A 20,023-nucleotide genomic window follows, 5' to 3' on the forward strand; every position below is an offset into this window, starting at 1 on the left:
ATCAGTGCCCGCCTAGATTAGTTAGTCGTTCTATGGTTGAAAGGGGAGTCGCAGCCTGCGCGGCATGCGCGGCGCGAGCGGCGCGGGTATACGGTGCGCATTCGGGCAGGTTCAGAAATGCCGCAGCCATCGAACTCGCACCCGGTTCGTCGCTATCCGCCACCGTGATCAGCGTGCGTACGCCGAGCGCGTAGTGGCCTTCGAATATCCGGCACACGCCGAGCCAGGCGCGTGCCAGCGCGCTGTCCGGTACGACGCCGAGCGCCCGGCCGAACAGCAGCGATGCGCCCCGGTAATTCGCACGATCGATCTCGACAAGACCCTGCCCGAGGTACGGAAAGGCCCGCTGCGGATACAGCAAGGCCAGCCGGTCGAACAGGTAGTCCGCCTCGTCGAAGCGTCGATGAATGCGAGCGTAGTGACCGATCGAAATCAGCAGCTCCAGTGTGTCGTCCTGCATCTGCAATGGCTCCCGAAGACGCCGCGAGGGCGTCTCCGTCCTGGTTAAAAAAACGTTAGCGAGACGCGCGCGCGGTTTCCTTCTGTGCGTCGGTCAGGCCCTGCACCATTGACGTTGCAGCACTCTGGGTCGTATTGACCGCACCCATCGCCTGCTGGACTTTCAGCATTTCGACGTTCTGCTGCTTGTTGGGGGCGGCTTCGGCTTTCTGCAATTTGTTGTCGAAATCCTGGTTCTGCTTTGAGAGAATCTTCGCCAGCACTTCGACAACCTTCTGGGCCGATATACCGCCTCCGTCGCCGACCACCGAATCGCCGCCACCGCCCCCCGCACCGCCGGAGAAACCGCTGCCGCCAGAATTCGGAGACATCGTTGTATTAACCTGACTCATCTTTGGATTCCTCAATTAATCTCGAGCGTTTGTGAAGCTCGCGCTTCGTTCCACCACCTGTCGAGCCGCTCGCAAACACTCGACAAGCAGAACCAGTTCATTTTTCACGGTCGGCGCAGCGGTCACCAGCGCATCGCTAATGCGGCCAATCTCAGCAGTCAGCCGTGCCGCGACCATCTCGCGACCCGCGCCGCCGGCTTCGGCAAGTTGAGCCTCTAGCGGTAACTCGGCGCACGCACCAAGCGTGCTCTTACTGGCAATTTTTTGGGGCATGGGCAGCATCCATAAAAAATTCGTATACCGAACCATCGTCGTCGCGCACGACATACGCGGAGCAAGCCGAGATTCGCGTGATCCGTCCGATAGGCAGTCGTGCACCTGGGAAGTAGCGCACGCCCTGCGCATCCGTGAGCCAGACTGCGTGAGGACTGACCAGCAGATTCAGGCCGAGCGCTTCGAGCGGCACGCGCACCCGCTCGCCTTGCTGCGCGTGGCCGGGAAAAGTGACATCACGCAGCCCGCTGATCTCGGCACGCGCCAGGCGGGCGACGCGTGCGTAATCCCACGATTCGGGCGACAGAAACCCCTGGACGACTGGCAGCGTCGCCGTGAACGTCCCGGGCTCCGCCGGGCGCACCTCGGCGCCCCGGTAATAGCGCGCGAGAAACTCGCCGACCTGCTCCTGCAACTGCGCGAGCACGATCACGTGCATGACAAGTGCGCGCTTCTGCGACCACGCACCGGCGGTCAGGGCGGCCAGATCGGCGGGCGACTGTACGTACCCCTCGTAGACGAGCGCGCCGGACTTCGGGTCGATATGCGTCGTCACCAGATGGAAAGCCTCGTTGGGACGCGTCGCGCGCGGTACTCCGGACCACGGGTTCGACGCGATCCACGTCAGCAGCACAAATGCGAACGGCGTCGCGAAGACCATTGCTTTCGTCACCGGCGCTGCATCCGACCAGCGTTCGGCGAGATACGCCAGTGGCGCATGACGCAGCAGATAGGCACGCTCGGCGTCACGCGCCATCGTCGCGCCCGGCGCATCGCGGCCGCTGAACTGAAACGTAACGACACCCGCCGAAAACCACGCGCCGCGCGCAAGCGTCACGCGCCGCCCCGGCGGCACGGGCCGGCCGAACACCGCGACCTTTGCATGGTGGGCAACCAGCGCAAGCGCCGCACCGTGCAGCTCGACGGTGACGTGCAGTGGTTCGACGCTCTCGTCGATCACCATCAGGTCTGCGTCGCCGCCGCTGCCGATCCGCAGCGGCCGGTCGCCCGGCAGCACTACGCTCGCGCCGGCGTGCACGCCGTCTGTCACGACAATCAGCGCATCAGCGGTCATAGCGTCTCTCCCACGGCATCTTGCTCACCGGCGGCAAAACGGGCGATGACAAAGACGACGGTAATGGTGATGGCGGCGACGCCGGCGCGCCTCGCGTAGCGGCCTGCGCCAGCGCCCGCGATACAACGCCGGTGTTGGGCGCAACAGCTGTCGCCGGTTGGACGGAATCGACGGAGCCGGCCGCGGCACTGGCCGCTATAGGCAATGGCAAGGACAACGAAGCCACCACATCGGCTCGCTGTCCCAGCATGGCGTCCGGACCCGAACTCGCGGCGCCCATCGCCGTTCCCGCGACAGCCAGCGCCGTGGTCGGCTCTGCGTCACCCGACACGCGTTTCAGGCTCGGCGTGATCAGGATCAGCCGTTCGAGGCGCTCCTGCGTGGTCTGGGTATTGCGGAACAGCGCGCCGAGGTACGGCACGTCGCCGAGCACGGGCACTTTCGATGTGACGCTCTCGCTACGCTCGTATTGATAACCGCCTATCAGCAGACTCTCGCCGTCGCGCACGATCGCCTGGGTGACGACCGAATGGTTGTCGACCTTCGGAATGCCGTCCACCGCCATCGACGTGTTGAATGTGCCGTCTTCGATCTGGATATTGAGCCGGATATTGCGGCGCGGCTCGCCACTCGATTCGACGCTCGGCGTCACCTTCAGCGTCAGCCCCGTGTCGATGCCGAAGAGGTCGACGGCCTGATTGCCCGCCACGCGCACATACACCGAACTGCGCGAAGTCAGGGCCGCTTCCGTGTTGTTCAGCGTGAGCACCTGCGGGCGCGACAGCACACGCGCCTTCCCGGCGTCTTCCAGTGCATGGATCCGGGCAAACAGGTACTGCGCCGAGTTGCCGACCAGCGTCGCGAGATTCAGGCCGGCCATCGCGCCGGCCGGTGTCGCCAACTGCGGGGCGCCGAACGAAAGCGGCGCGTTCGCGGTCCCGGAGGCGCCGTTGATGCGTCCATTTGCGCCGCCCCACTGCACGCCGAGCGAGCGTGCAGCATTCGACGACACGTCGATCACTACCGCGTCGATCTCGACCAGCTCCTGCGGCTGATCGAGCATGGCGATGGCGCGCTCGTAGTTCGGCATCATCGACACGAGGTCGCTAATGACCACCGCATTGGTGCGCTGGTCGGCGACGATGTTGCGCCGCGCGGGGGTCGCGACTGGCTGCGCGGTGTCGGTGTCGGAGTCGGGCAGTGGCGCCCGCTCTTCGTCGGCGCGAGGCAACGCGCTGCCAAAACCGAGGCCGAGCAGGCTTGGCAGCGGCGGCGGCCCGCCGCGCGCGCTACGGTCGTTGGCGCGCGCATCGGTGCGCGCACGCGTTGCGCGCGGCGCGGTCGCCTGCCAGGTGTCTGTCATCAACCGGCGCAGCAGCGAAGCGACGCCCGGCACGACCTGCTCCTGCGCCCCCACGTTGTAACGGACGTCCACCGCCTGCGCGTAGCGCAGCGGAAAAACGCGGATAACGGTCTCATCGAATGACGGCTCGACCGTAGTCTGCCGCTGCGCCTTATCAATCGCCTCCGTCACCGCGTCGACGAATTTCGATGGGCCTGCAACCTTGACCGTGGTCGCTGAGTATCGGATCGGCAGGCGGGGGTCGTCGAGATCGAGGTTGCGAAGCAACGACGCGACCGCTTCGCGGGTCATCGGCGCAAACGGGATGACCCGACTGCGCACGTCCGAAGCCGTCGCGACATGCATCGCCTTGCCGTCGAAATACCAGACGAGGCCGTAAGCCTCGACCAGTTGGGTGAAGACGTTTCCCGGCGTATCGTCGAAGCGGCCGTTGACCGCTCCTTTGACGTCGCGGCCGATGTCGGCACTCAGGCCCTCGACGGCGAGCACGTCGCGCAGCACATCCGGCAGTGGTGCGCCGTTCACTGCGTAGTGAATCGGTGCGCCGCGCCAAACTGGGGTTGCGGCGTCGGCCGCGGACATCAGCAGCGCCGGACAAGCCACGGCGAGCAGCCCCGCAAGGTGGCGCACGGTGGCCCGGACCGCGCACGGCGGCAAGGCCTGAGCTCCGCCGCCCTTCCTGATGATCGAATCGTTGCGCCACATCACTAGCATTAAAAATCCCTGGCTACGTTTATTGATTACGTTAGCGAGAAATTTAATGGCGTTTCAATGCCCTCGGGTCGTACACATATACGACATCCGTCAAATGCCAAACACGCTGCATCGCCCCTTATCCAGCAGAATTTCAATACGCGAAATTCATCTGCGCGTCGCATTCATCCAGCCGAATTCTTATATCCCGAAAATAGGATTAAGTTACGTGTTTCAGAAAGTCGTATATCTGTATGACCCGCCGCCCTGGCAACAAGCGAGGATTGACGAACGGCCAACTTCATTAATCCGATCATGACAGTCGATCCATTGAACTCAAGCTGCAACGCTCCAACTCTCTCGAATCTGTTGAAGGCATTGATGGGCTTCGAGGCCTTAACAGAGGCTTTGCACCTACCAATCCCTAGACCCGCACCGACATGCGGATAACGCGGTATTGCAACTTCAGTCCTCACCTTGCGAAACCTAGGCTGCGCTCCGTCAGAATTAACGGATTTGCAACATGTCTGCGACTCGAGGAGATTTACTGGCGAATCATCGAAGAAATTGCGCGTCAGGAATCTCTGACAGTGGGCAAGCTAATTTCCAAATGGGCTATCGATATCGATATGACACAAGAAACCGTCTGCAATTTCACTGGACTTATCAGGATAATCTGCGTGACACAAATAATCGAACAAAATCACCCGATCGATATGAAGACGCTCGATCCGGACGCATCAGCCAACGCGCTTCAATAACTTGCAAGGAGGTTCATCGGAATAGACACATTCACTTTCCCCTATGTAGCGATGCGGCAACCGCCGAATACGGCGCGCAATTACTCACGCGAAAAAAACAACTGACCGGTTTAATTTTTTAATCACAAGGATTTGATCATGACGAATGCAATCAACAACATGGGCAACAGCACGCCGCTCGACATGGGCAACGCGTCCGTGGCGGCGCAAAGCAGCATGCAGGCCGGCACGCACTTCTCCTCCGTGCGCATGTTCTCCACCGACAGCAGCGGGGATGCCGGCAATACGCATGCGTCTTCCGCGGGAGGGGCGCAGCATGCCCACGCCCATCACGCCCACCACGCAGCCGCGGGCGGCGACAGTGACGGCTCAGCTTCACAGAGCGCCGGCGCAGCGGGACAGGGAGGTAGCGGTAGCGACGCGTCGGGAGCGATGAACCAGATCTTTGACATGATCAAATCGGTCATTTCCGCCGCGACCGAACTGGTTTCGCCAATTCTCGGCATGATCACATCGATGATGGGCCAGGCGGATGCGTCGGGAAAATCGGGAGCGGGCGCCGCTTGACAGCGCCCTGAACAGCGCGGCCTCGGCCGGCCCGGGGCGGCATCCGGTATGCCGCCCCGCTTCTAACCCCGCTCTTTTCCTTCAGGATGCAATGAATAATTCCTTCGGACCTGGTCGCGTCGATCTCCAGCGAATCGACGGCCTCGTACGACGCTCCAATGCAGGGCTGCACACGGCCATTACCGGTTTTGTCGACGGCGGCTATCGTCATATCGGCGAAACGCTGCGCAGCGCCGCGCCGCCAGACGCGCTCGTGCAAGGTTTCCTCGACGAATTGCAGTTAATGGAGGATTACGTGGGCACCTCTTACCGGGTGTCGCAGATATCTCGCGACGGCCTCGCCGCGCTACAACGCGGCCGAGGCCGAGGCCGAGGCCGGCATTTTGTCGACCTCGGCGTACAGTGCGCCTTTGTCCTGCCTTGCAACGCGGCCGCATGGGCGATAAACGCGGCACAAGCGCGACCGCGCGACGGTGCGTACCAGCTGTTCTCGATCTTTGACGAATCCGTCCCGCAGAAGAATCTGTCGACAGCCCTGCTCGCCGATCATGTCATCGTGCCCCCCGGAACCCCGCTGCGCCTGACGGGTCTGCGCATCATCAGCGGCCGAGGTGCAACGGGCTCCAGGTGCCCTCGCATCGTCGCGCATTTCGCCCGGGCCGATTCTGCATGCGGCACACCCTATGACCTCTACAATGGCGTTCGAGGTGCCTGACATGAGTTGCCGGCGTGTGAGATCGACCAACCGCTCCGGCAAACCAGCGTGCTGATGCGCGCTCTTATCCGGACCTTCGACCTGGATTGCTACCCCCTGCTTCTCACTACCTCGATGCAACGGGTCGGCAGCCAGCTCGGAAGCTGTCGGTCGATCTTCGAATTCGTCCCCTCCCGTGGTTCGCGCTGGCGTCGTGGCGCTGCCCGGCGCCAGCGCGCTCGGCGGCTTCGACGACCTGCCCGCGTCGCTGCGGCAAATTCACGCGCCGCTGTACAATAGCGCGCCTGACGCGGGCCTTTCCGGCTTGCTTGGGCCGCGCACCGCGCCGTCTGTGCCTGATTTGCCGGTTTGATCAGCGCGGTTAGTCTGCGCATTTCGTCCATGTTCCGTCAACTGCGCTTCATCTGTGTCCTGCCAGAGTCTTGCCTATGTCTGCCTCGCGACCCGAGATTGCCCGTCAGCGCCGCCCGATGCGTCCGCGACCCGGCATCTTCTTCATGAGCCGCTGGCGGCAAGTACCGCTCTACCTCGGCCTGATCGTTACGCAATGCATGTACGTCGCCTACGCATCCGAAACATTTTCAGGAACCCACGGCGCTGCATGTCGTGAGTTCACACGGTTCCACTCCCCTGAAGGCGCACGACTGACCGCACTGCCCTGCGTGTCCGTACAACACGCGCCATTGTCCCCACTGAGCTAGCCATGACCGTCATCAAACAGGAAGATCTGATTCAGAGCATTGCTGATTCGCTTCAGCACATCAGCTATTACCACCCGCTCGATTACATCCAGGCCTTGGGCCGCGCTTACGAGCTCGAAGAGAGCCCGGCCGCGAAGGATGCGATCGCGCAGATCCTCACCAACAGCCGCATGTGCGCCGAAGGCAAGCGCCCGATCTGCCAGGACACCGGCATCGTCACGGTGTTCGTGAAGGTCGGCATGGACGTGCGCTGGGACGGTGCGACGATGGGCGTCACCGAGATGATCAACGAAGGCGTGCGCCGCGGTTATCTGAACCCGGACAACGTGCTGCGCGCGTCGATCGTGAGCCCGCCGGAAGGCGCGCGCAAAAACACGAAAGACAACACGCCGGCCGTGATCCACTACGAGATCGTGCCGGGCGACAAGGTCGACGTGCAGGTTGCGGCCAAGGGCGGCGGCTCGGAAAACAAGTCGAAGTTCGCGATGCTGAACCCGTCGGATTCGATCGTCGACTGGATTCTGAAGACCGTGCCGACCATGGGCGCAGGCTGGTGCCCGCCGGGTATGCTCGGCATCGGCATTGGCGGCACCGCTGAAAAAGCGATGGTCATGGCCAAGGAATCGCTGATGGATCCGATCGACATTCAGGACGTGATCGCCCGCGGCCCGAAGGACTGGATCGAAGAATTGCGTGTCGAACTGCACGAGAAGGTCAACGCGCTCGGCATCGGCGCACAAGGTCTCGGCGGTCTCGCCACTGTGCTCGACGTCAAGATCATGGCTGCACCGACGCACGCCGCGAGCAAGCCGATCGCGATCATCCCGAACTGCGCGGCGACCCGTCACGCGCACTTCACGCTGGATGGCTCGGGCGTGGCGAAGCTCGAAGCACCGTCGCTCGACGCATGGCCGAAGGTGCAGTGGGAACCGGACACGGAAAAGAGCCAGCGCGTCGATCTGAATACGCTGACGCCGGAAGCAGTCGCAGCCTGGAAGCCGGGCCAGACGCTCTTGCTGTCGGGCAAGATGTTGACGGGCCGCGACGCCGCACACAAGCGCATCGCCGATATGCTCGCCAAGGGCGAAAAGCTGCCGGTCGACTTCACGAATCGCGTGATCTATTACGTCGGCCCGGTCGATCCGGTACGCGACGAGGCAGTCGGCCCCGCTGGCCCCACCACCGCCACGCGCATGGACAAATTCACTGAGACCATGTTGTCGCAAACCGGTCTCATTTCGATGATCGGCAAGGCCGAGCGCGGCCCGGTTGCGATCGAGTCGATCAAGAAGCACAAGGCCGCGTACCTGATGGCCGTGGGCGGTGCTGCTTATCTCGTGTCGAAGGCGATTCGCAGCGCGAAGGTCCTCGCATTCGAAGACCTCGGCATGGAAGCGATCTACGAATTCGACGTGCAGGATATGCCGGTGACGGTCGCTGTCGATTCGAACGGCACCTCGGTTCATCAGACCGGCCCGAAGGAATGGCAAGCGAAGATCGGCAAGATTCCGGTCGCGACGGTTTGATTCGCCGCTAACGCCTGTCACGCGTATTAAAAGCCGGGACTTCGGTCCCGGCTTTTTCATTCTCGCGCAAGGCGCGGCGCGTGATGCCAGAGACAACGTCAAAAGTTGCGTCCGTTTCCTTGGCTTTTTCAGGTCTGGCGTTTATTGTTGTTGAAAATTCAAAGCCCCTAAAAGGAATCCCCATGCAAGGCGACAAGAAAGTTATCGAGTATCTGAACTCCCAGCTCAAGAACGAGCTCACCGCCATCAACCAGTACTTCCTGCATGCACGGATGTACAAGCACTGGGGCCTCGAGAAACTCGGCAAGCATGAATACGACGAATCGATCGGCGAAATGAAGCACGCCGACTGGCTGATCGAACGCATTTTCATGCTCGACGGCCTGCCGAACCTACAGGACCTGCACAAGCTGCTGATCGGCGAGGAAACCAAAGAAATCCTCGAATGCGATCTGAAGCTCGAGCAGATTTCGCAAAACACCTGTAAAGAAGCGATCGTGTATTGCGAATCGGTTCGCGATTTCATCTCGCGCGAAATCTTCGTGAAGATTCTCGACGACACCGAAGAACACATCGACTGGCTCGAAACGCAACTGGACCTGATCGACAAGGTCGGCATCCAGAACTACCAGCAAACTGCAATGGGTTCGGTCGAGTCCTGATCGAACCAGGTTGAAAAGCCCGCGCGCCGCTTCATGGGCCGCTTCATGGGCCGGTTCACACGCCATCTCGCCCGGCAGCCTGTTTGCCGGCTGATTTGTCAGGACAGGCACCGCGCGGACGATATACTTGCGCACTTCCCCGTTTTTGTGAGTTTCCCGTGACCGCTGTGCCGCGCGACTCCTCATCGCTTATGCCCGCAGAATCGCCGTCTTCGAGTGCCGTGATTGCCACCTCAGGTGGCGGTTCGCGGGCGCCGGTCGGCATTTTCGACTCGGGTCTCGGCGGTTTGTCGGTACTGCGGGCGGTCCGTGCGCAATTGCCCGGCGAAACGATCATCTACGCCGCCGACTCGCTCTACGCCCCCTACGGCGAACGCGACGACGATTTCATCGCCGACCGCACCCTCGCTATTGGGGAATGGCTCACGAGGCAAGGCGCGAAGGCGCTGGTGGTCGCATGCAACACGGCGACCGCGCAGTCGATCGCGCTGGTCCGCGAAAAGCTGGCGATTCCGCTGGTGGGGGTCGAGCCGGGTATCAAACCGGCCGCGCTGCAATCGAAAACGCGTGTTGCCGGCGTACTCGCCACACAGGTGACCTTGCGCAGCGCCCGCTTTCAGGCACTGCTGGAGCGCTACGCCGCCGATTGCCGTTTTCTTTGCCAACCGGGCCACGGGCTCGTGCAGGCGGTGGAACGCTGCGACGTAGGGTCCGCTGAACTGCGCGCATTGCTGCGCGGCTACCTGCAGCCCATGCTCGATGCCGGTGCCGACACACTGGTGCTCGGCTGCACCCACTACCCGTTTCTCGACGCAGCAATCCGCGATATCGTCGGCGACCGGTTGACGCTGATCGATACGAGCGTCGCCATTGCGCGCCAGCTGGAGCGGGTACTCGACCAGCACGGGCTGCGTGCCGCACCGGAAAGCGCCGCTGCTGTTCTGCCCCGCTTTTTTTCGACCGGCGACGGGACGCATCAGCAGCAGCTCGCCGCGACCCTGCTACACATCGACGCCACGGTCGAGCAGGTCGTGATCCCGTCGCGCCGCACGGCAGCGCCGGATTCCCAAGCCGCATAAAGTCCTTCCTCGCCGCGTTTTAGGCCGCCACGTGGCCTTTCTGCGTGCTTTTTAGGCATTTTTGCGCCCTTTCCGCCACTCGCGCCGACTCTCTCCCTGTCAGCAAAACCCTTCTAAGGGTCTGGTTTTGTTACAAAAAATCAGGCAGGACGCTTGCCAAACGGGTCAATCAAAATGATAATAGTTCGCATTAACGTTATCTATGACGCCCTGCCATGATTGTCTGTGTCTGCAAGTCTGTTTCTGACCGAAAGATCCGTGCCTCGATCGCGGAAGGCGTCGACTCGTTCGACGAACTCCAGTTCGAACTCGGCGTCGCCTCCTGCTGTGGCAAGTGCGCGGATTCTGTGCGCGACGTCATGATGGAAAGCGGTGTGTGCGCGAGCCGCTGCGGCTTCGAGTCTCACCCGCAGGCTATGCCGCTCACGTTTTACGAACGCAAGGCCGCCTGAGGCCAGTTTTCCGGTGCGGCCCACGCCGCGCCTCGGGCGTTCACCGCCTCACTGCTTCGGGCACTGCTTTTTGACGCTGCTTCACATCCTGTTTCACGTCCTGTTTCACATCCGGTTTCACGCGTTATCCCACTGCCGTCAGCAAGCCAGTATCCGTACCAGCCAGCTACCCGCTCACCCGTTAAAAGGAGTTTGAGATGGAATTGCTGATTGGTTTCGTGACTACTTTGTTCATTTCGCTGCTGATCTTCCGAACATGACGATGTCTTGTCTGACGTGCCGCATCGACGGCGCGTCGCTACGCTAATATGCAGGCTTCGCATACCGTTTCAGCCGGCCCCGCGCCGGCTTCGTCCGTCCGAATGAATTCCCGTGCCTTGACCGCGACTGCCGCGGTTGCGGCGATTCACGTCGCGTTGCTTGCTGTGATCCTGACGTTGCGTCATGAACCCGTGCAACCGTCACTCGAATCGCGCGTCATGACCGCACAACTGCTGGCGCCGGCACCGGTCGCCGCGCCCGTCGCACTGCAATCGATCGCGCCGCCACCACCCAAACCGGTGCCGCCAGTTCATACCAGGACCAAAGTCCAGCCAAAGCCGACACCAACGCCCAAGCCAACGCCTACGCCGTTGCCTGAGGCCGCCGCGCCGTCGCCCACGCCCGTTGCAGTTGCTGAACCGACGCCGCCGGCGCCGGCTGCTCCCCCTGCTCAGGCCGCGCCGGCAGTCGGCCGTCCGACGATGGAAATCACCGCGCCGAAAAATGTCTCGCACCTCGACTGCAATATCGCCAAACCGGACTACCCATCACTGTCCAGGCGGCGCGGCGAGACCGGCACCGCGTATATCAAGTTTGTTGTTGGCCTGACCGGCAAGCTCGAGAACGTCGAACTGAAGAAGAGCAGTGGTTTTCGCCGCCTCGACGACGCCGCGCTCGCCGCCGTGCATGCGAGCGCCTGCAAACCCTATCTCGAGAACGGACAGCCGATTCGGGCCGCGTACACCCAGCCTTACGACTTCAATCTGAACGATTGAGGCAGATTTTAAAAAAAAGGAATTGCAATGCAAAACTACGGATTGGCGCACGTGTGGGCGCAAGGGGATTTCGTGACGCGTGGTATCGCGCTCGCGCTGTTGATCATGTCGGTGATGTCGTGGAGCGTAATCGTCGTCAAGGGCTGGAATGTGATGCGCCTGAAACGTCTCACGAAAAACGCCGAACAGCAGTTCTGGCATTCGGACGACCTCGCCGACGGCGTGAAGAAGCTCGGCGCCGGATCGTCGACACCGCAGGACAACCCGTTCCTCGCGCTCGCGCTGTCGGGCCAGGAAGCCGCCGATCACCATCATCAGACGCAGCCGCACCTGCACGACCGCATGGACGTGTCGGATTGGGTGACACGCTGCCTGAAGGACACGATGGATGAAAGCGTCGCTCGCATGCAGAGCGGCCTGGCAATTCTCGCGTCGATCGGCAGCACGGCCCCGTTCGTCGGCCTGTTCGGCACGGTGTGGGGCATCTATCACGCATTGCTGGCGATCGGTGCGAGCGGCCAGTCGTCGATCGATCAGGTCGCGGGCCCGGTCGGCGAAGCCTTGATCATGACCGCGTTCGGTCTGTTCGTCGCGATTCCGGCTGTGCTCGGCTACAACGCCCTGACGCGCGCCAACAAAGCAATCGTCGCCAAGCTGAGCCGCTTTGCGCATGGTCTGCACGCATTTTTCGTGACAGGCGCCCGTCTGTCGTCGTCCAAACGCGGCGACGGATTGCGCCTCGCCACGCGCACCAACTGATCGACGAGGCATTCCGATGGCAATGAGCCCTTTCGCCGGCGACGATGACGACGGCCTGATGAATGAAATCAACATGACGCCGCTCGTCGACGTCATGTTGGTTCTCCTGATCGTCTTCATGGTGACGATCCCGGTGATTCGTCACGCGGTCAAAATCGATCTGCCGCATGCGAGCAGTCAGAAGGAAGACACCAAGCCCGCGCAAGTCACGGTCGCGGTCGATGCGAACGGCAACGTGTTGTGGGACGACAAGAAGGTCGACGAAGCAGCACTGCGCGCGAAGATTGCAGAGGCCGCGCAAGCAAATCCGCAGCCGGAGCTGCATCTGGACGCGGACCGCAAGGTCGCGTACGAGAAAGTGGCTGAAGTCATGTCGGCGGCGCAGGCCGGTGGCCTGACGAAGATCGGCTTCGTCACGCAGCCTAAAGGCAAATGAACGCGGGTGATCCGCACGTAGCAACGCGCCACTGCTAAGCAGCGCCTGCCGAAAACCAGAAAAACCCTTGAAACAAGGGCTAAAAGTAAAAGGCCCTCATCGTCAGATGAAGGCCTTTTTTTGTGCGCACTCGGCGCCTTCGGGCGGCGGGATCATTTACCATCAGAAGATGACTGATAGCTCGAGTCACCGCATGCGACAGCCGTGATCGACACGGACAGCGCGGTCAGCCCTATCAGGCCCACTATCATAGAGGCCATGAGTTTTCGCATAAGAGACTCCTTAGCGAAGGGATTTCACTATAGGCCCGCGAGCGCGCGCATTCAAGCAAACTGTCATTGAAAGTACTCATGACAAGCCACGCTTAAATGCTAAAAGCGATGTAGCAGCGCGTAATAAGTGCTATGACGCGACCGCGAAAACGGGCTGCACCGCTTCTTGCGCTGCACGCGTCGGACACTCACCCGTGATGTGTTTTCCTTCGTCCGGATCGAGCATTTCGACCAGATAATCGACGAACGTGCGCACAGCCGGCACCATCCCCTGCCGCGAGACGAATACGGCGTACAACTGCGGTGTCGGCAGGGTCCAGCCCGGCATCACCGGCGACAATTGCCCCGCACGCAATGCACTGCCGTACATCATCTCCGGCAACGCGGCGATACCGACGCCGGACAGCACCGCTTCACGAATCGTCATCAGATCGGCGGTGACGAGGCGCGGCTCGTGCTCGTGAGCGTGGCGCGTGCCGTCGGGGGCAATCAGATTGAAGACGTGGCGGCCGTCGCTGGTCGGCACGTCGAGTGTTTCGAAGCGTCTCAGATCGTCCGGCAACAGCGGCGGCGCATTCTGCTGCAACAAGCTCGGCGCGCCGACCAGCATCTGCTGCGTGCGCCACAACGGCCGCACGACGATATTGGCGTTTTCCGGCGGATCGGAACGCACGCGCAACGCGACATCGATCGAATCTTCGAACAGATCGACTACGCGATTCGTGACACGCATCACCACGCGCACCTCCGGGTAGCGATGCATGAATTCCGGCAGGATCTGCGACAGGATGGTCTGCGAAATCGTCACCGGCACGCTTACGCGCACCGTGCCGCGCGGCGACGCGCGCATCTGCTGCACGACATTGACGGCTGCCTGAGCCTCGCTCAGCATCGCCTGACAGTGCTGGTAAAAGAGCTGCCCGGCTTCGGTGAGCGCCAGCTTGCGGGTGGAGCGCTGCAGCAAACGCACGCCCAGCGACGCTTCCAGTTCGGTCAGCCGGCGCGACAAGCGCGACTTGGAAATACCCAGCACACGCTCGGCAGCGGAAAAACCGCCATGTTCGACGACCTGCGAAAAGTACATCAGGTCATTCAGATTGTGTGAATCGATCTTCATCTCATCGTTCCAGTAATAGAACAATCCATTGCGCGAGGGCGGCTGGCGCGTAGGAAAACGGTCCCTATAATAGCCCTATGTTTCAAAAATAACGCTATTCCCCATTTTTCAAGGTGACTTTGATGAGCGCGACACGCACGATCGAACGCACGTTTCCCGCCGTTCGCACGACCGAAGGCGGCGGCTTTATCGTCCACCGCCCGTTTCCGACCCGTTTGCTGATGGATTTCGATCCGTTCCTGCTGCTCGACGAAATGGGGCCGATCGACTACGCGCCCGGCGAGGCGAAAGGCGCGCCGGACCATCCGCATCGCGGCTTCGAAACAGTCACGTACGCGCTCGAAGGCCAATTCGGCCACAAGGATTCGGCGGGCCATTCGGGCACGCTGCGCGCCGGCGACGTGCAATGGATGACTGCGGGCGCGGGCGTCGTGCACAGTGAGATGCCGGACCCGTCGTTCGCGCGCACCGGTGGGCGCGTGCACGGCGTGCAACTGTGGGTGAATCTGCCGCGCCGCGACAAGATGATCGCGCCGCGTTATCAGGAGATACCGTCGGCCAGCATTCCGGTCGCGACATCCGCGGACGGCAAAGTGCGCGTCAAGGTGATCGCGGGCGAAGCGCTTGGGGTGAAGGCGGCGATCGAAACGCGCACGCCGATCCTGTATCAGCATTTCTCGCTGCAACCGGGCGCGACGATCCAGCAGTCCGTGCCGGCCGACTATCGCGTGTTCGCTTACAGCCTGTCGGGCAAGGGCTTTTACGGCGCAGGCGAGGCGCGTCAGGAAATCGACGCGCAGACGATGGTCGTATTCCAGAACGACGGCGACTCGGTCACACTAACGGCCGGCGCGGAGCCGCTCGAAGTGCTGCTGCTCGGTGGTGTGCCATTGAAAGAACCGGTGGTGCGCTACGGTCCGTTCGTGATGAACACCGAAGACGAAATCCGCCAGGCCGTGACCGATTACCAGGCTGGGCGCATGGGCGCAATCACGCATTGATAGGCCAGATCTTCACGCGTCGCCGCTCATGATGGCGGTGACGCGGCGCTTGCCGCACTGCCGCACCTAGGCGCGAAGGCCGGTAATTTCGTTCACAATAGTAATTTATGCCGTGCGCCACGCCGTCTAGCCATGACGGACCGTGGCGCGCGGCGATTTCCGTCCCTGTTCAGGAGAGCGCATGGCAGAGTCCACCGTCACCGCCCACATCGGCTCGACGAATTTCCAGGTTCTTTTCGACGACGGCAAGCACACGTGGCTCGCCGATGAACCCGAGTCGCTTGGCGGCGGCGATCGCGGGCCGACGCCCGTCGCGCTGTTGCTCTCGAGCCTCGGTGCCTGCACGTCGATCACGCTGAAGATGTACGCTCAGCGTAAGGGCTGGCCGCTCGCCGACGTGCGCGTGGCGCTGTCGATGGAAACCGGCGAGGCGGGCTCGACCATCGACCGCAAGATCATGCTGGAAGGCGATTTGTCGGACGAGCAGCGGGAACGGCTCTTGCAAATTGCCAATGCGTGCCCAGTTCACAAGATCCTCACGCATTCGATCACGATCCGTTCGGGTCTTGCCGTCGCCTGATGCAGAAATGGTCCGGCACCGGCTAACGGGGTCCGCACGCATTGCAACGCTTTCAAAGGAAGCCGTCGTTTTGAATTTCGAACACCTTATCCAGATCAACGATCCGTTGAATCCGTTTGTCGACTCGCTGACCCGCGAGCAGTTGTGGGAGGGGCTCGTGCTGCGCGCCGAGCAGCCGCAACTGTTCGTCATCGGACTCGACAGTTGCACCATCCTTTCGCGCGAAGGCGACACGCTTGAACGGGAGTTGCACTACGGCAAGGCCACCGTGCGCGACCGTGTCACGTTGCAGGATCGCCTGAGCGTGCGCTATGACATTCTGCCGACGGCGGACTATGTCGGCGGCTCGCTGACAATGACGATCGAACAGCCTGACGAACTGCAGTTGTTCCTACGCTTCGAATACGCAACCACCCTGCCCGTCTCCGACGATCAGGACGCTGTGACGACGCAGGAAATCGTGAAGTCGGCGTATCGCGAGAACGATATCGATACTGTGCGGCTGATCCGCCAGTACGTGGCGGGCACTCAGGAACCCGGTTCGTTGCATTGATGCGGGTGCGGGCGCCCTGCCCGCGCCGTTGTGCTCGCCGTTGCGATCACCGTTGTGCTCGCCGTTGTGCTTGCTCTTACCCCGTATGAGACCGCCATGTGGAAGGCGGCCTGCCTCTGTTGCGTTCTACTCCCCCGTCATTCAACTATCGGAAATCGAATCCGATGAATTTCTCTTTCTTGTAAATGGGAATAGTTATCATTTAGAATTAATCCATCGAATCGACCAACAGCTAAAACGAATGACCGATCTAACGCGCCCTTCAACACTCAGCCTGCGCCGCCCGGCGGCCGCGCTGACCAGCCGTCCGAAAACATCGACGGCGACGGCAACCGTCGCGAAGCCCGCAGCGGATCGCGCCGACGGCAAAAGCGAGAAGTCAGATCGGGTCGTACGCAGCGACGCGCTGCTGCAAGGCCATAGCCACATCGGCATCGAGCATAACGGCGAGACCTACCAGTTGCGCGCAACACGCTTGGGCAAGCTGATCCTGACCAAGTAACACGCAACGTCGAGGCAACGTCCAGGCAACACCAAGGCAACACCGAATAGCAGTCAGTACCGGGTATTGTGGGGACCACCTCCTTGAGGGGTGTTGGGCATTAGCCAGCCACGACGGCTTGCACGTGAGAACTAGACCCCTTCGTGCAGACACCAAGCCAGCCGTCGCAGCCAGCCAGGCCGCTTTTTTGGTTCTCACCCAATGCGGATGCACGAAACGACGTGTATCGCACAGGCAGAAAATTGAAAAGCCGTGGGATGTGATCATCTCCACGGCTTTTTGTTTTGCACGGCGCGGATCGAAGCTCGACAAGGCTCGATGGCGCGTCGAAGCGTTCGGACTTACTTCGAAGCCCAGCCCCAGAACATCAGCCACCATGCGCTATCGACCACAGCGAGCGCTGCGGCGAACCACAGCGTCGCGAGCCCGCGTTGAATGAAACGCTCGCTATAGCGACGTGTGACGAGCCAGGCGAGCCACGCGCTCCACAGGTTGGCGATCGCGAGGATCGCGATACGCATATCCGACGCCCACCACAATGACAGATGTTCCGCGCGCAGCAGCGACAACGTGGTCGCCGACAAGCCGAGGAACACACCTGCGCCGGCAATCGGAATCAGGCCTTGCGTCAAATGATGCAGACGCACGGTATTGAAACGCCCCAGCATGCGCGTCGCGCCCATCAGCAGCACCAGCAATGCAGTGCCGTACACCAGCGCCGTCGCGAGGATGTAGCCGATCACCATCGTGCCGTCGAGCCACGAGAACACGTCGTTCTGCTCCGGGTAGTGCGTGAACAGGAACCACGGCGCGTTGGTGTCGAGCGGCCAGGTGATGTCGTGATCGACCAGCCACGTGGCGAAGAACATCTTCAGATCGACGAACCAGCGCGAAGCGGTCCAGTGGAATGCGCCGATCGCGATGCCGAGCAGGCCATACAGAATCAACGCGGTGTCCCACGGGTTCGCCTGCTTGTCGCCGAGCTGCACGACTTCCGACGACGGCGCACGCCACGTCAGCGCGATCGCGTCGCGATGCCCGCTGCAGCGGCCGCACATATGGCAGTCCGACGCGCCCTTCATATTGCGCAGCGGCACCAGCGGCGCGCAATTGATCGGAATCACGCGATGCCCATGTTCACCGTTCTTGTACGAATGGCGCCACGCATCTTCGTCGACCTTGTAATGGAACGGCGCGAGACGCGCCAATAGCGAAAAAACCCCGTTGACCGGGCACAGATACTTGCACCAGACGCGCTTCTCGCGTCCGTACAGCAAGCCGATGATCATTGCCGCGAAAGTGGAACCGCCGAGCACCAGCAGCACCGCTTTCGGATACTGGTAGACGCTGACCATCTGACCGTAGATGGTGGTGATGCCGAACGCGACGAACGGCCAGCCGCCCCAGCGCATCCAGCGTGGAATCGCCCAGCCGCGGCCATATTTGCTGGCGAATTCGGCGAGCGCGCCTTCCGGGCACAACACACCGCACCAGACTCGGCCGAGCATGACCATCGACAGCAGCACGAAGGGCCACCAGATGCCCCAGAACACGAACTGCGCGGCAAGCGTCAGGTTGTTCCACAGATGCGCGGTGTCGTCCGGCAGCGGCATCACCGCCGGCACGAGAATCAGGAACGCGTACACGGCTACCACGACCCACTGAATACCTCGGATCAGGCCGCCGTGACGCTGCATCCACTGCCCGGCCGCGGCGAGGCGGCCCGGGCGGGTCATCACCGCACTCATGCCGCGCGCCCGGCAGCCTGCTGCACCGGCTTGCGATTCGCGCGGCGCACCAGCAGATAGACGACCAGCCAGTACACGGCGTAGGCGATCAGATTCATCAGCGCCGGATGGGCGCGATAACCCGTGAGCGTCGCAACCAGCGAGCCGAACGTGCTCGAGTCATCGAGGATGGCCGACGAGTTCCACATCTGGTCGATGATCGTCGGCAGGATTTCCTTGTCGATCAGTTTGTCGACACCGGTCTGGAACAGGCCCGCGCCGAGGAACAGCAGCATGAATTCGGTGACGCGGAAGAAGAGCCGCCACGAGAAGTATTTGCCGCCCAGCTGCAGCACGTAGAAGGTCAGGAACGCGAGTCCGAGGCCGATCGCCACCGCGAGCATCTGGCTGCCGTCCACGTGACCCGATTGGCCGAAGCCGAGACCGTACAGGAAGATCACCGTCTCACTGCCTTCGCGCGCGATCGCCAATGCGACCAGCAACGCGACGCCCCACCAGTTCGAATCGTGCTTGCTCTTTTGCAGCGACTGTTCCATGTCGCGCTTAAGCGACCGGCCGTGCTGCTTCATCCACAGCACCATCTGCACGATCAACACGCAGGCGACCAGCACCATCGCGGTCTGGAAATAATCCTGCGCGTCACCGGAGAGCACCTCGGTAAAACCGATCAGCGCTACGCCGAGAGCGACCGCCGCGATCACACCGGCCGCGACACCGCCCCACAGGTACGGCAAACCGCGGCGCGCGTCGTCGTCGCCATTTTTCAGCCACGCGTACAGGATGCCGACGACCAGCAAGGCCTCGACACTTTCCCGCCACACGATGAATAGAATTTGACCCATTCAAGCTCTCCCATCTACCCTGCTACTGCTTTGGCGAACGCGTCACCCGTCTGCTCAAGGCATGCGCTCGCACCCCAAGCCGCTATTTCGCGACGATCACGCCCTGCGCCTGCTGATGGAAATCGTCGAAGAACTTGTATTCGCCCGGCTCCAGCGGAGCGATCACGACGAATGAATCCCCGCCCGGCGCCAACACTTTTTCTTTTCGCAATTGCACGCTTTCGAATTCGGCCGCGCCCTTGCCGGTGTTACGTATCGCGATCTTGATGCGCTGCCCTGCCGGCACTTCGATGCGCGCCGGATTAAGCTTGCCGTCGTTCATTTCCAGCTTGAAGGTCGGCAGATCCGCTGCGTGCGCGGCTCCGACCGCCAAAGCGGTCATCGCGAGGATCGCGATCTTTCGGTTAATTCTCATTAGCCTTTCCGGAAAACGCGGCACGGCGAATCTCATCGCTCGC

At 61.7% G+C, this 20,023-nt stretch carries 23 protein-coding genes and 1 pseudogene; 15 read left to right on the forward strand and 9 right to left on the reverse strand.

Annotated features, from left to right (window positions below):
• Nucleotide 1 precedes the first annotated feature (1 nt).
• Genes KHO23_RS30015 through sctC form a run of 5 tightly spaced genes read right to left on the reverse strand, consistent with a single transcriptional unit; the run spans nucleotide 2 to nucleotide 4,276 of the window.
• On the reverse strand, nucleotides 2-460 hold the full coding sequence (locus KHO23_RS30015; RefSeq protein ID WP_211615958.1) for a tetratricopeptide repeat protein: 459 nt from the start codon (nucleotides 458-460) through the stop codon (nucleotides 2-4).
• Between the two features lie 55 nt (nucleotides 461-515).
• Nucleotides 516-830 carry a hypothetical protein gene (locus KHO23_RS30020; protein WP_211615960.1) on the reverse strand — a complete coding sequence of 105 codons (315 nt, stop codon included), beginning with the start codon at nucleotides 828-830 and terminating at the stop codon, nucleotides 516-518.
• 36 nt (nucleotides 831-866) lie between these two features.
• Nucleotides 867-1,124, reverse strand: a complete 258-nt coding sequence (locus tag KHO23_RS30025) for a hypothetical protein (protein WP_236067048.1) — start codon at nucleotides 1,122-1,124, stop codon at nucleotides 867-869.
• Entirely contained in the window at nucleotides 1,102-2,199 is a 1,098-nt protein-coding gene (locus KHO23_RS30030) for an FHA domain-containing protein (RefSeq protein ID WP_211615962.1), read from the reverse strand. Before KHO23_RS30030 ends, KHO23_RS30025 begins: the two co-directional genes overlap by 23 nt.
• The gene (gene sctC, locus KHO23_RS30035) at nucleotides 2,189-4,276 is read right to left on the reverse strand and encodes a type III secretion system outer membrane ring subunit SctC (protein ID WP_211615964.1); all 2,088 of its coding nucleotides are present in this window, start codon (nucleotides 4,274-4,276) and stop codon (nucleotides 2,189-2,191) included. Before sctC ends, KHO23_RS30030 begins: the two co-directional genes overlap by 11 nt.
• 419 nt (nucleotides 4,277-4,695) lie before the next feature.
• Between sctC and KHO23_RS30040 the strand changes: the two genes are divergently transcribed.
• The 11 genes and pseudogenes from KHO23_RS30040 (at nucleotide 4,696) to KHO23_RS30085 (ending at nucleotide 12,950) form a co-directional block, all read left to right on the forward strand.
• The gene (locus KHO23_RS30040; RefSeq protein WP_211615966.1) at nucleotides 4,696-5,016 is read left to right on the forward strand and encodes a ribbon-helix-helix domain-containing protein; all 321 of its coding nucleotides are present in this window, start codon (nucleotides 4,696-4,698) and stop codon (nucleotides 5,014-5,016) included.
• A 138-nt stretch (nucleotides 5,017-5,154) separates the two neighbouring features.
• Complete coding sequence (locus KHO23_RS30045; RefSeq protein ID WP_211615968.1) at nucleotides 5,155-5,583, forward strand: hypothetical protein; 429 nt, start codon at nucleotides 5,155-5,157, stop codon at nucleotides 5,581-5,583.
• Nucleotides 5,549-6,298 carry a hypothetical protein gene (locus KHO23_RS30050; RefSeq protein WP_211615970.1) on the forward strand — a complete coding sequence of 250 codons (750 nt, stop codon included), beginning with the start codon at nucleotides 5,549-5,551 and terminating at the stop codon, nucleotides 6,296-6,298. The genes KHO23_RS30045 and KHO23_RS30050 overlap by 35 nt, the downstream gene beginning before the upstream one ends.
• Before the next feature lie 470 nt (nucleotides 6,299-6,768).
• Nucleotides 6,769-6,858 (forward strand): annotated as a pseudogene (locus KHO23_RS35265) (TIGR00645 family protein); the annotation flags it as partial.
• Between the two features lie 143 nt (nucleotides 6,859-7,001).
• A complete protein-coding gene (locus KHO23_RS30055; protein ID WP_211615972.1) occupies nucleotides 7,002-8,525 on the forward strand; it encodes a fumarate hydratase in 1,524 nt (507 codons plus the stop codon).
• A gap of 182 nt (nucleotides 8,526-8,707) precedes the next feature.
• Nucleotides 8,708-9,187: a bacterioferritin gene (gene bfr / locus KHO23_RS30060; RefSeq protein ID WP_211615974.1), complete on the forward strand. Its 480-nt coding sequence runs from the start codon at nucleotides 8,708-8,710 to the stop codon at nucleotides 9,185-9,187.
• 191 nt (nucleotides 9,188-9,378) lie between these two features.
• Nucleotides 9,379-10,266, forward strand: a complete 888-nt coding sequence (murI, locus tag KHO23_RS30065) for a glutamate racemase (protein WP_211615977.1) — start codon at nucleotides 9,379-9,381, stop codon at nucleotides 10,264-10,266.
• A 215-nt stretch (nucleotides 10,267-10,481) separates the two neighbouring features.
• Nucleotides 10,482-10,718: a (2Fe-2S)-binding protein gene (locus KHO23_RS30070; RefSeq protein ID WP_211615979.1), complete on the forward strand. Its 237-nt coding sequence runs from the start codon at nucleotides 10,482-10,484 to the stop codon at nucleotides 10,716-10,718.
• Between the two features lie 308 nt (nucleotides 10,719-11,026).
• A complete protein-coding gene (locus KHO23_RS30075; protein ID WP_211615981.1) occupies nucleotides 11,027-11,755 on the forward strand; it encodes an energy transducer TonB in 729 nt (242 codons plus the stop codon).
• 27 nt (nucleotides 11,756-11,782) lie between these two features.
• The gene (locus KHO23_RS30080) at nucleotides 11,783-12,514 is read left to right on the forward strand and encodes a MotA/TolQ/ExbB proton channel family protein (protein WP_211615983.1); all 732 of its coding nucleotides are present in this window, start codon (nucleotides 11,783-11,785) and stop codon (nucleotides 12,512-12,514) included.
• A 16-nt stretch (nucleotides 12,515-12,530) separates the two neighbouring features.
• Entirely contained in the window at nucleotides 12,531-12,950 is a 420-nt protein-coding gene (locus KHO23_RS30085; RefSeq protein ID WP_211615985.1) for an ExbD/TolR family protein, read from the forward strand.
• A 402-nt stretch (nucleotides 12,951-13,352) separates the two neighbouring features.
• Here the strand turns inward: KHO23_RS30085 and KHO23_RS30090 are convergent, their stop codons facing one another.
• Nucleotides 13,353-14,339, reverse strand: a complete 987-nt coding sequence (locus KHO23_RS30090; protein WP_211615987.1) for a LysR family transcriptional regulator — start codon at nucleotides 14,337-14,339, stop codon at nucleotides 13,353-13,355.
• Between the two features lie 122 nt (nucleotides 14,340-14,461).
• Here KHO23_RS30090 and KHO23_RS30095 point away from each other — a divergent pair, with 122 nt between their 5' ends.
• The 4 genes from KHO23_RS30095 to hemP all read left to right on the forward strand — a co-directional run bounded on the left by KHO23_RS30095 (nucleotide 14,462) and on the right by hemP (nucleotide 16,975).
• Entirely contained in the window at nucleotides 14,462-15,340 is an 879-nt protein-coding gene (locus KHO23_RS30095; RefSeq protein ID WP_211615989.1) for a pirin family protein, read from the forward strand.
• A gap of 181 nt (nucleotides 15,341-15,521) precedes the next feature.
• Entirely contained in the window at nucleotides 15,522-15,920 is a 399-nt protein-coding gene (locus KHO23_RS30100) for an OsmC family protein (protein ID WP_211615991.1), read from the forward strand.
• 70 nt (nucleotides 15,921-15,990) lie between these two features.
• Nucleotides 15,991-16,473, forward strand: a complete 483-nt coding sequence (locus KHO23_RS30105; protein WP_211615993.1) for an SRPBCC family protein — start codon at nucleotides 15,991-15,993, stop codon at nucleotides 16,471-16,473.
• A 241-nt stretch (nucleotides 16,474-16,714) separates the two neighbouring features.
• The gene (gene hemP / locus KHO23_RS30110) at nucleotides 16,715-16,975 is read left to right on the forward strand and encodes a hemin uptake protein HemP (RefSeq protein WP_211615995.1); all 261 of its coding nucleotides are present in this window, start codon (nucleotides 16,715-16,717) and stop codon (nucleotides 16,973-16,975) included.
• 341 nt (nucleotides 16,976-17,316) lie between these two features.
• Here the strand turns inward: hemP and KHO23_RS30115 are convergent, their stop codons facing one another.
• The 3 genes from KHO23_RS30115 to KHO23_RS30125 form a co-directional block, all read right to left on the reverse strand.
• A complete protein-coding gene (locus KHO23_RS30115; protein WP_211615997.1) occupies nucleotides 17,317-18,723 on the reverse strand; it encodes a 4Fe-4S binding protein in 1,407 nt (468 codons plus the stop codon).
• Entirely contained in the window at nucleotides 18,720-19,565 is an 846-nt protein-coding gene (locus tag KHO23_RS30120) for an FTR1 family iron permease (protein WP_211615999.1), read from the reverse strand. The genes KHO23_RS30115 and KHO23_RS30120 overlap by 4 nt, the downstream gene beginning before the upstream one ends.
• 82 nt (nucleotides 19,566-19,647) lie before the next feature.
• Nucleotides 19,648-19,980, reverse strand: a complete 333-nt coding sequence (locus KHO23_RS30125) for a cupredoxin domain-containing protein (protein ID WP_120347003.1) — start codon at nucleotides 19,978-19,980, stop codon at nucleotides 19,648-19,650.
• Between the last annotated feature and the right edge of the window lie 43 nt (nucleotides 19,981-20,023).

The sequence above is a fragment of the Paraburkholderia haematera genome, assembly GCF_905220975.1.
Lineage (GTDB): Bacteria > Pseudomonadota > Gammaproteobacteria > Burkholderiales > Burkholderiaceae > Paraburkholderia > Paraburkholderia haematera.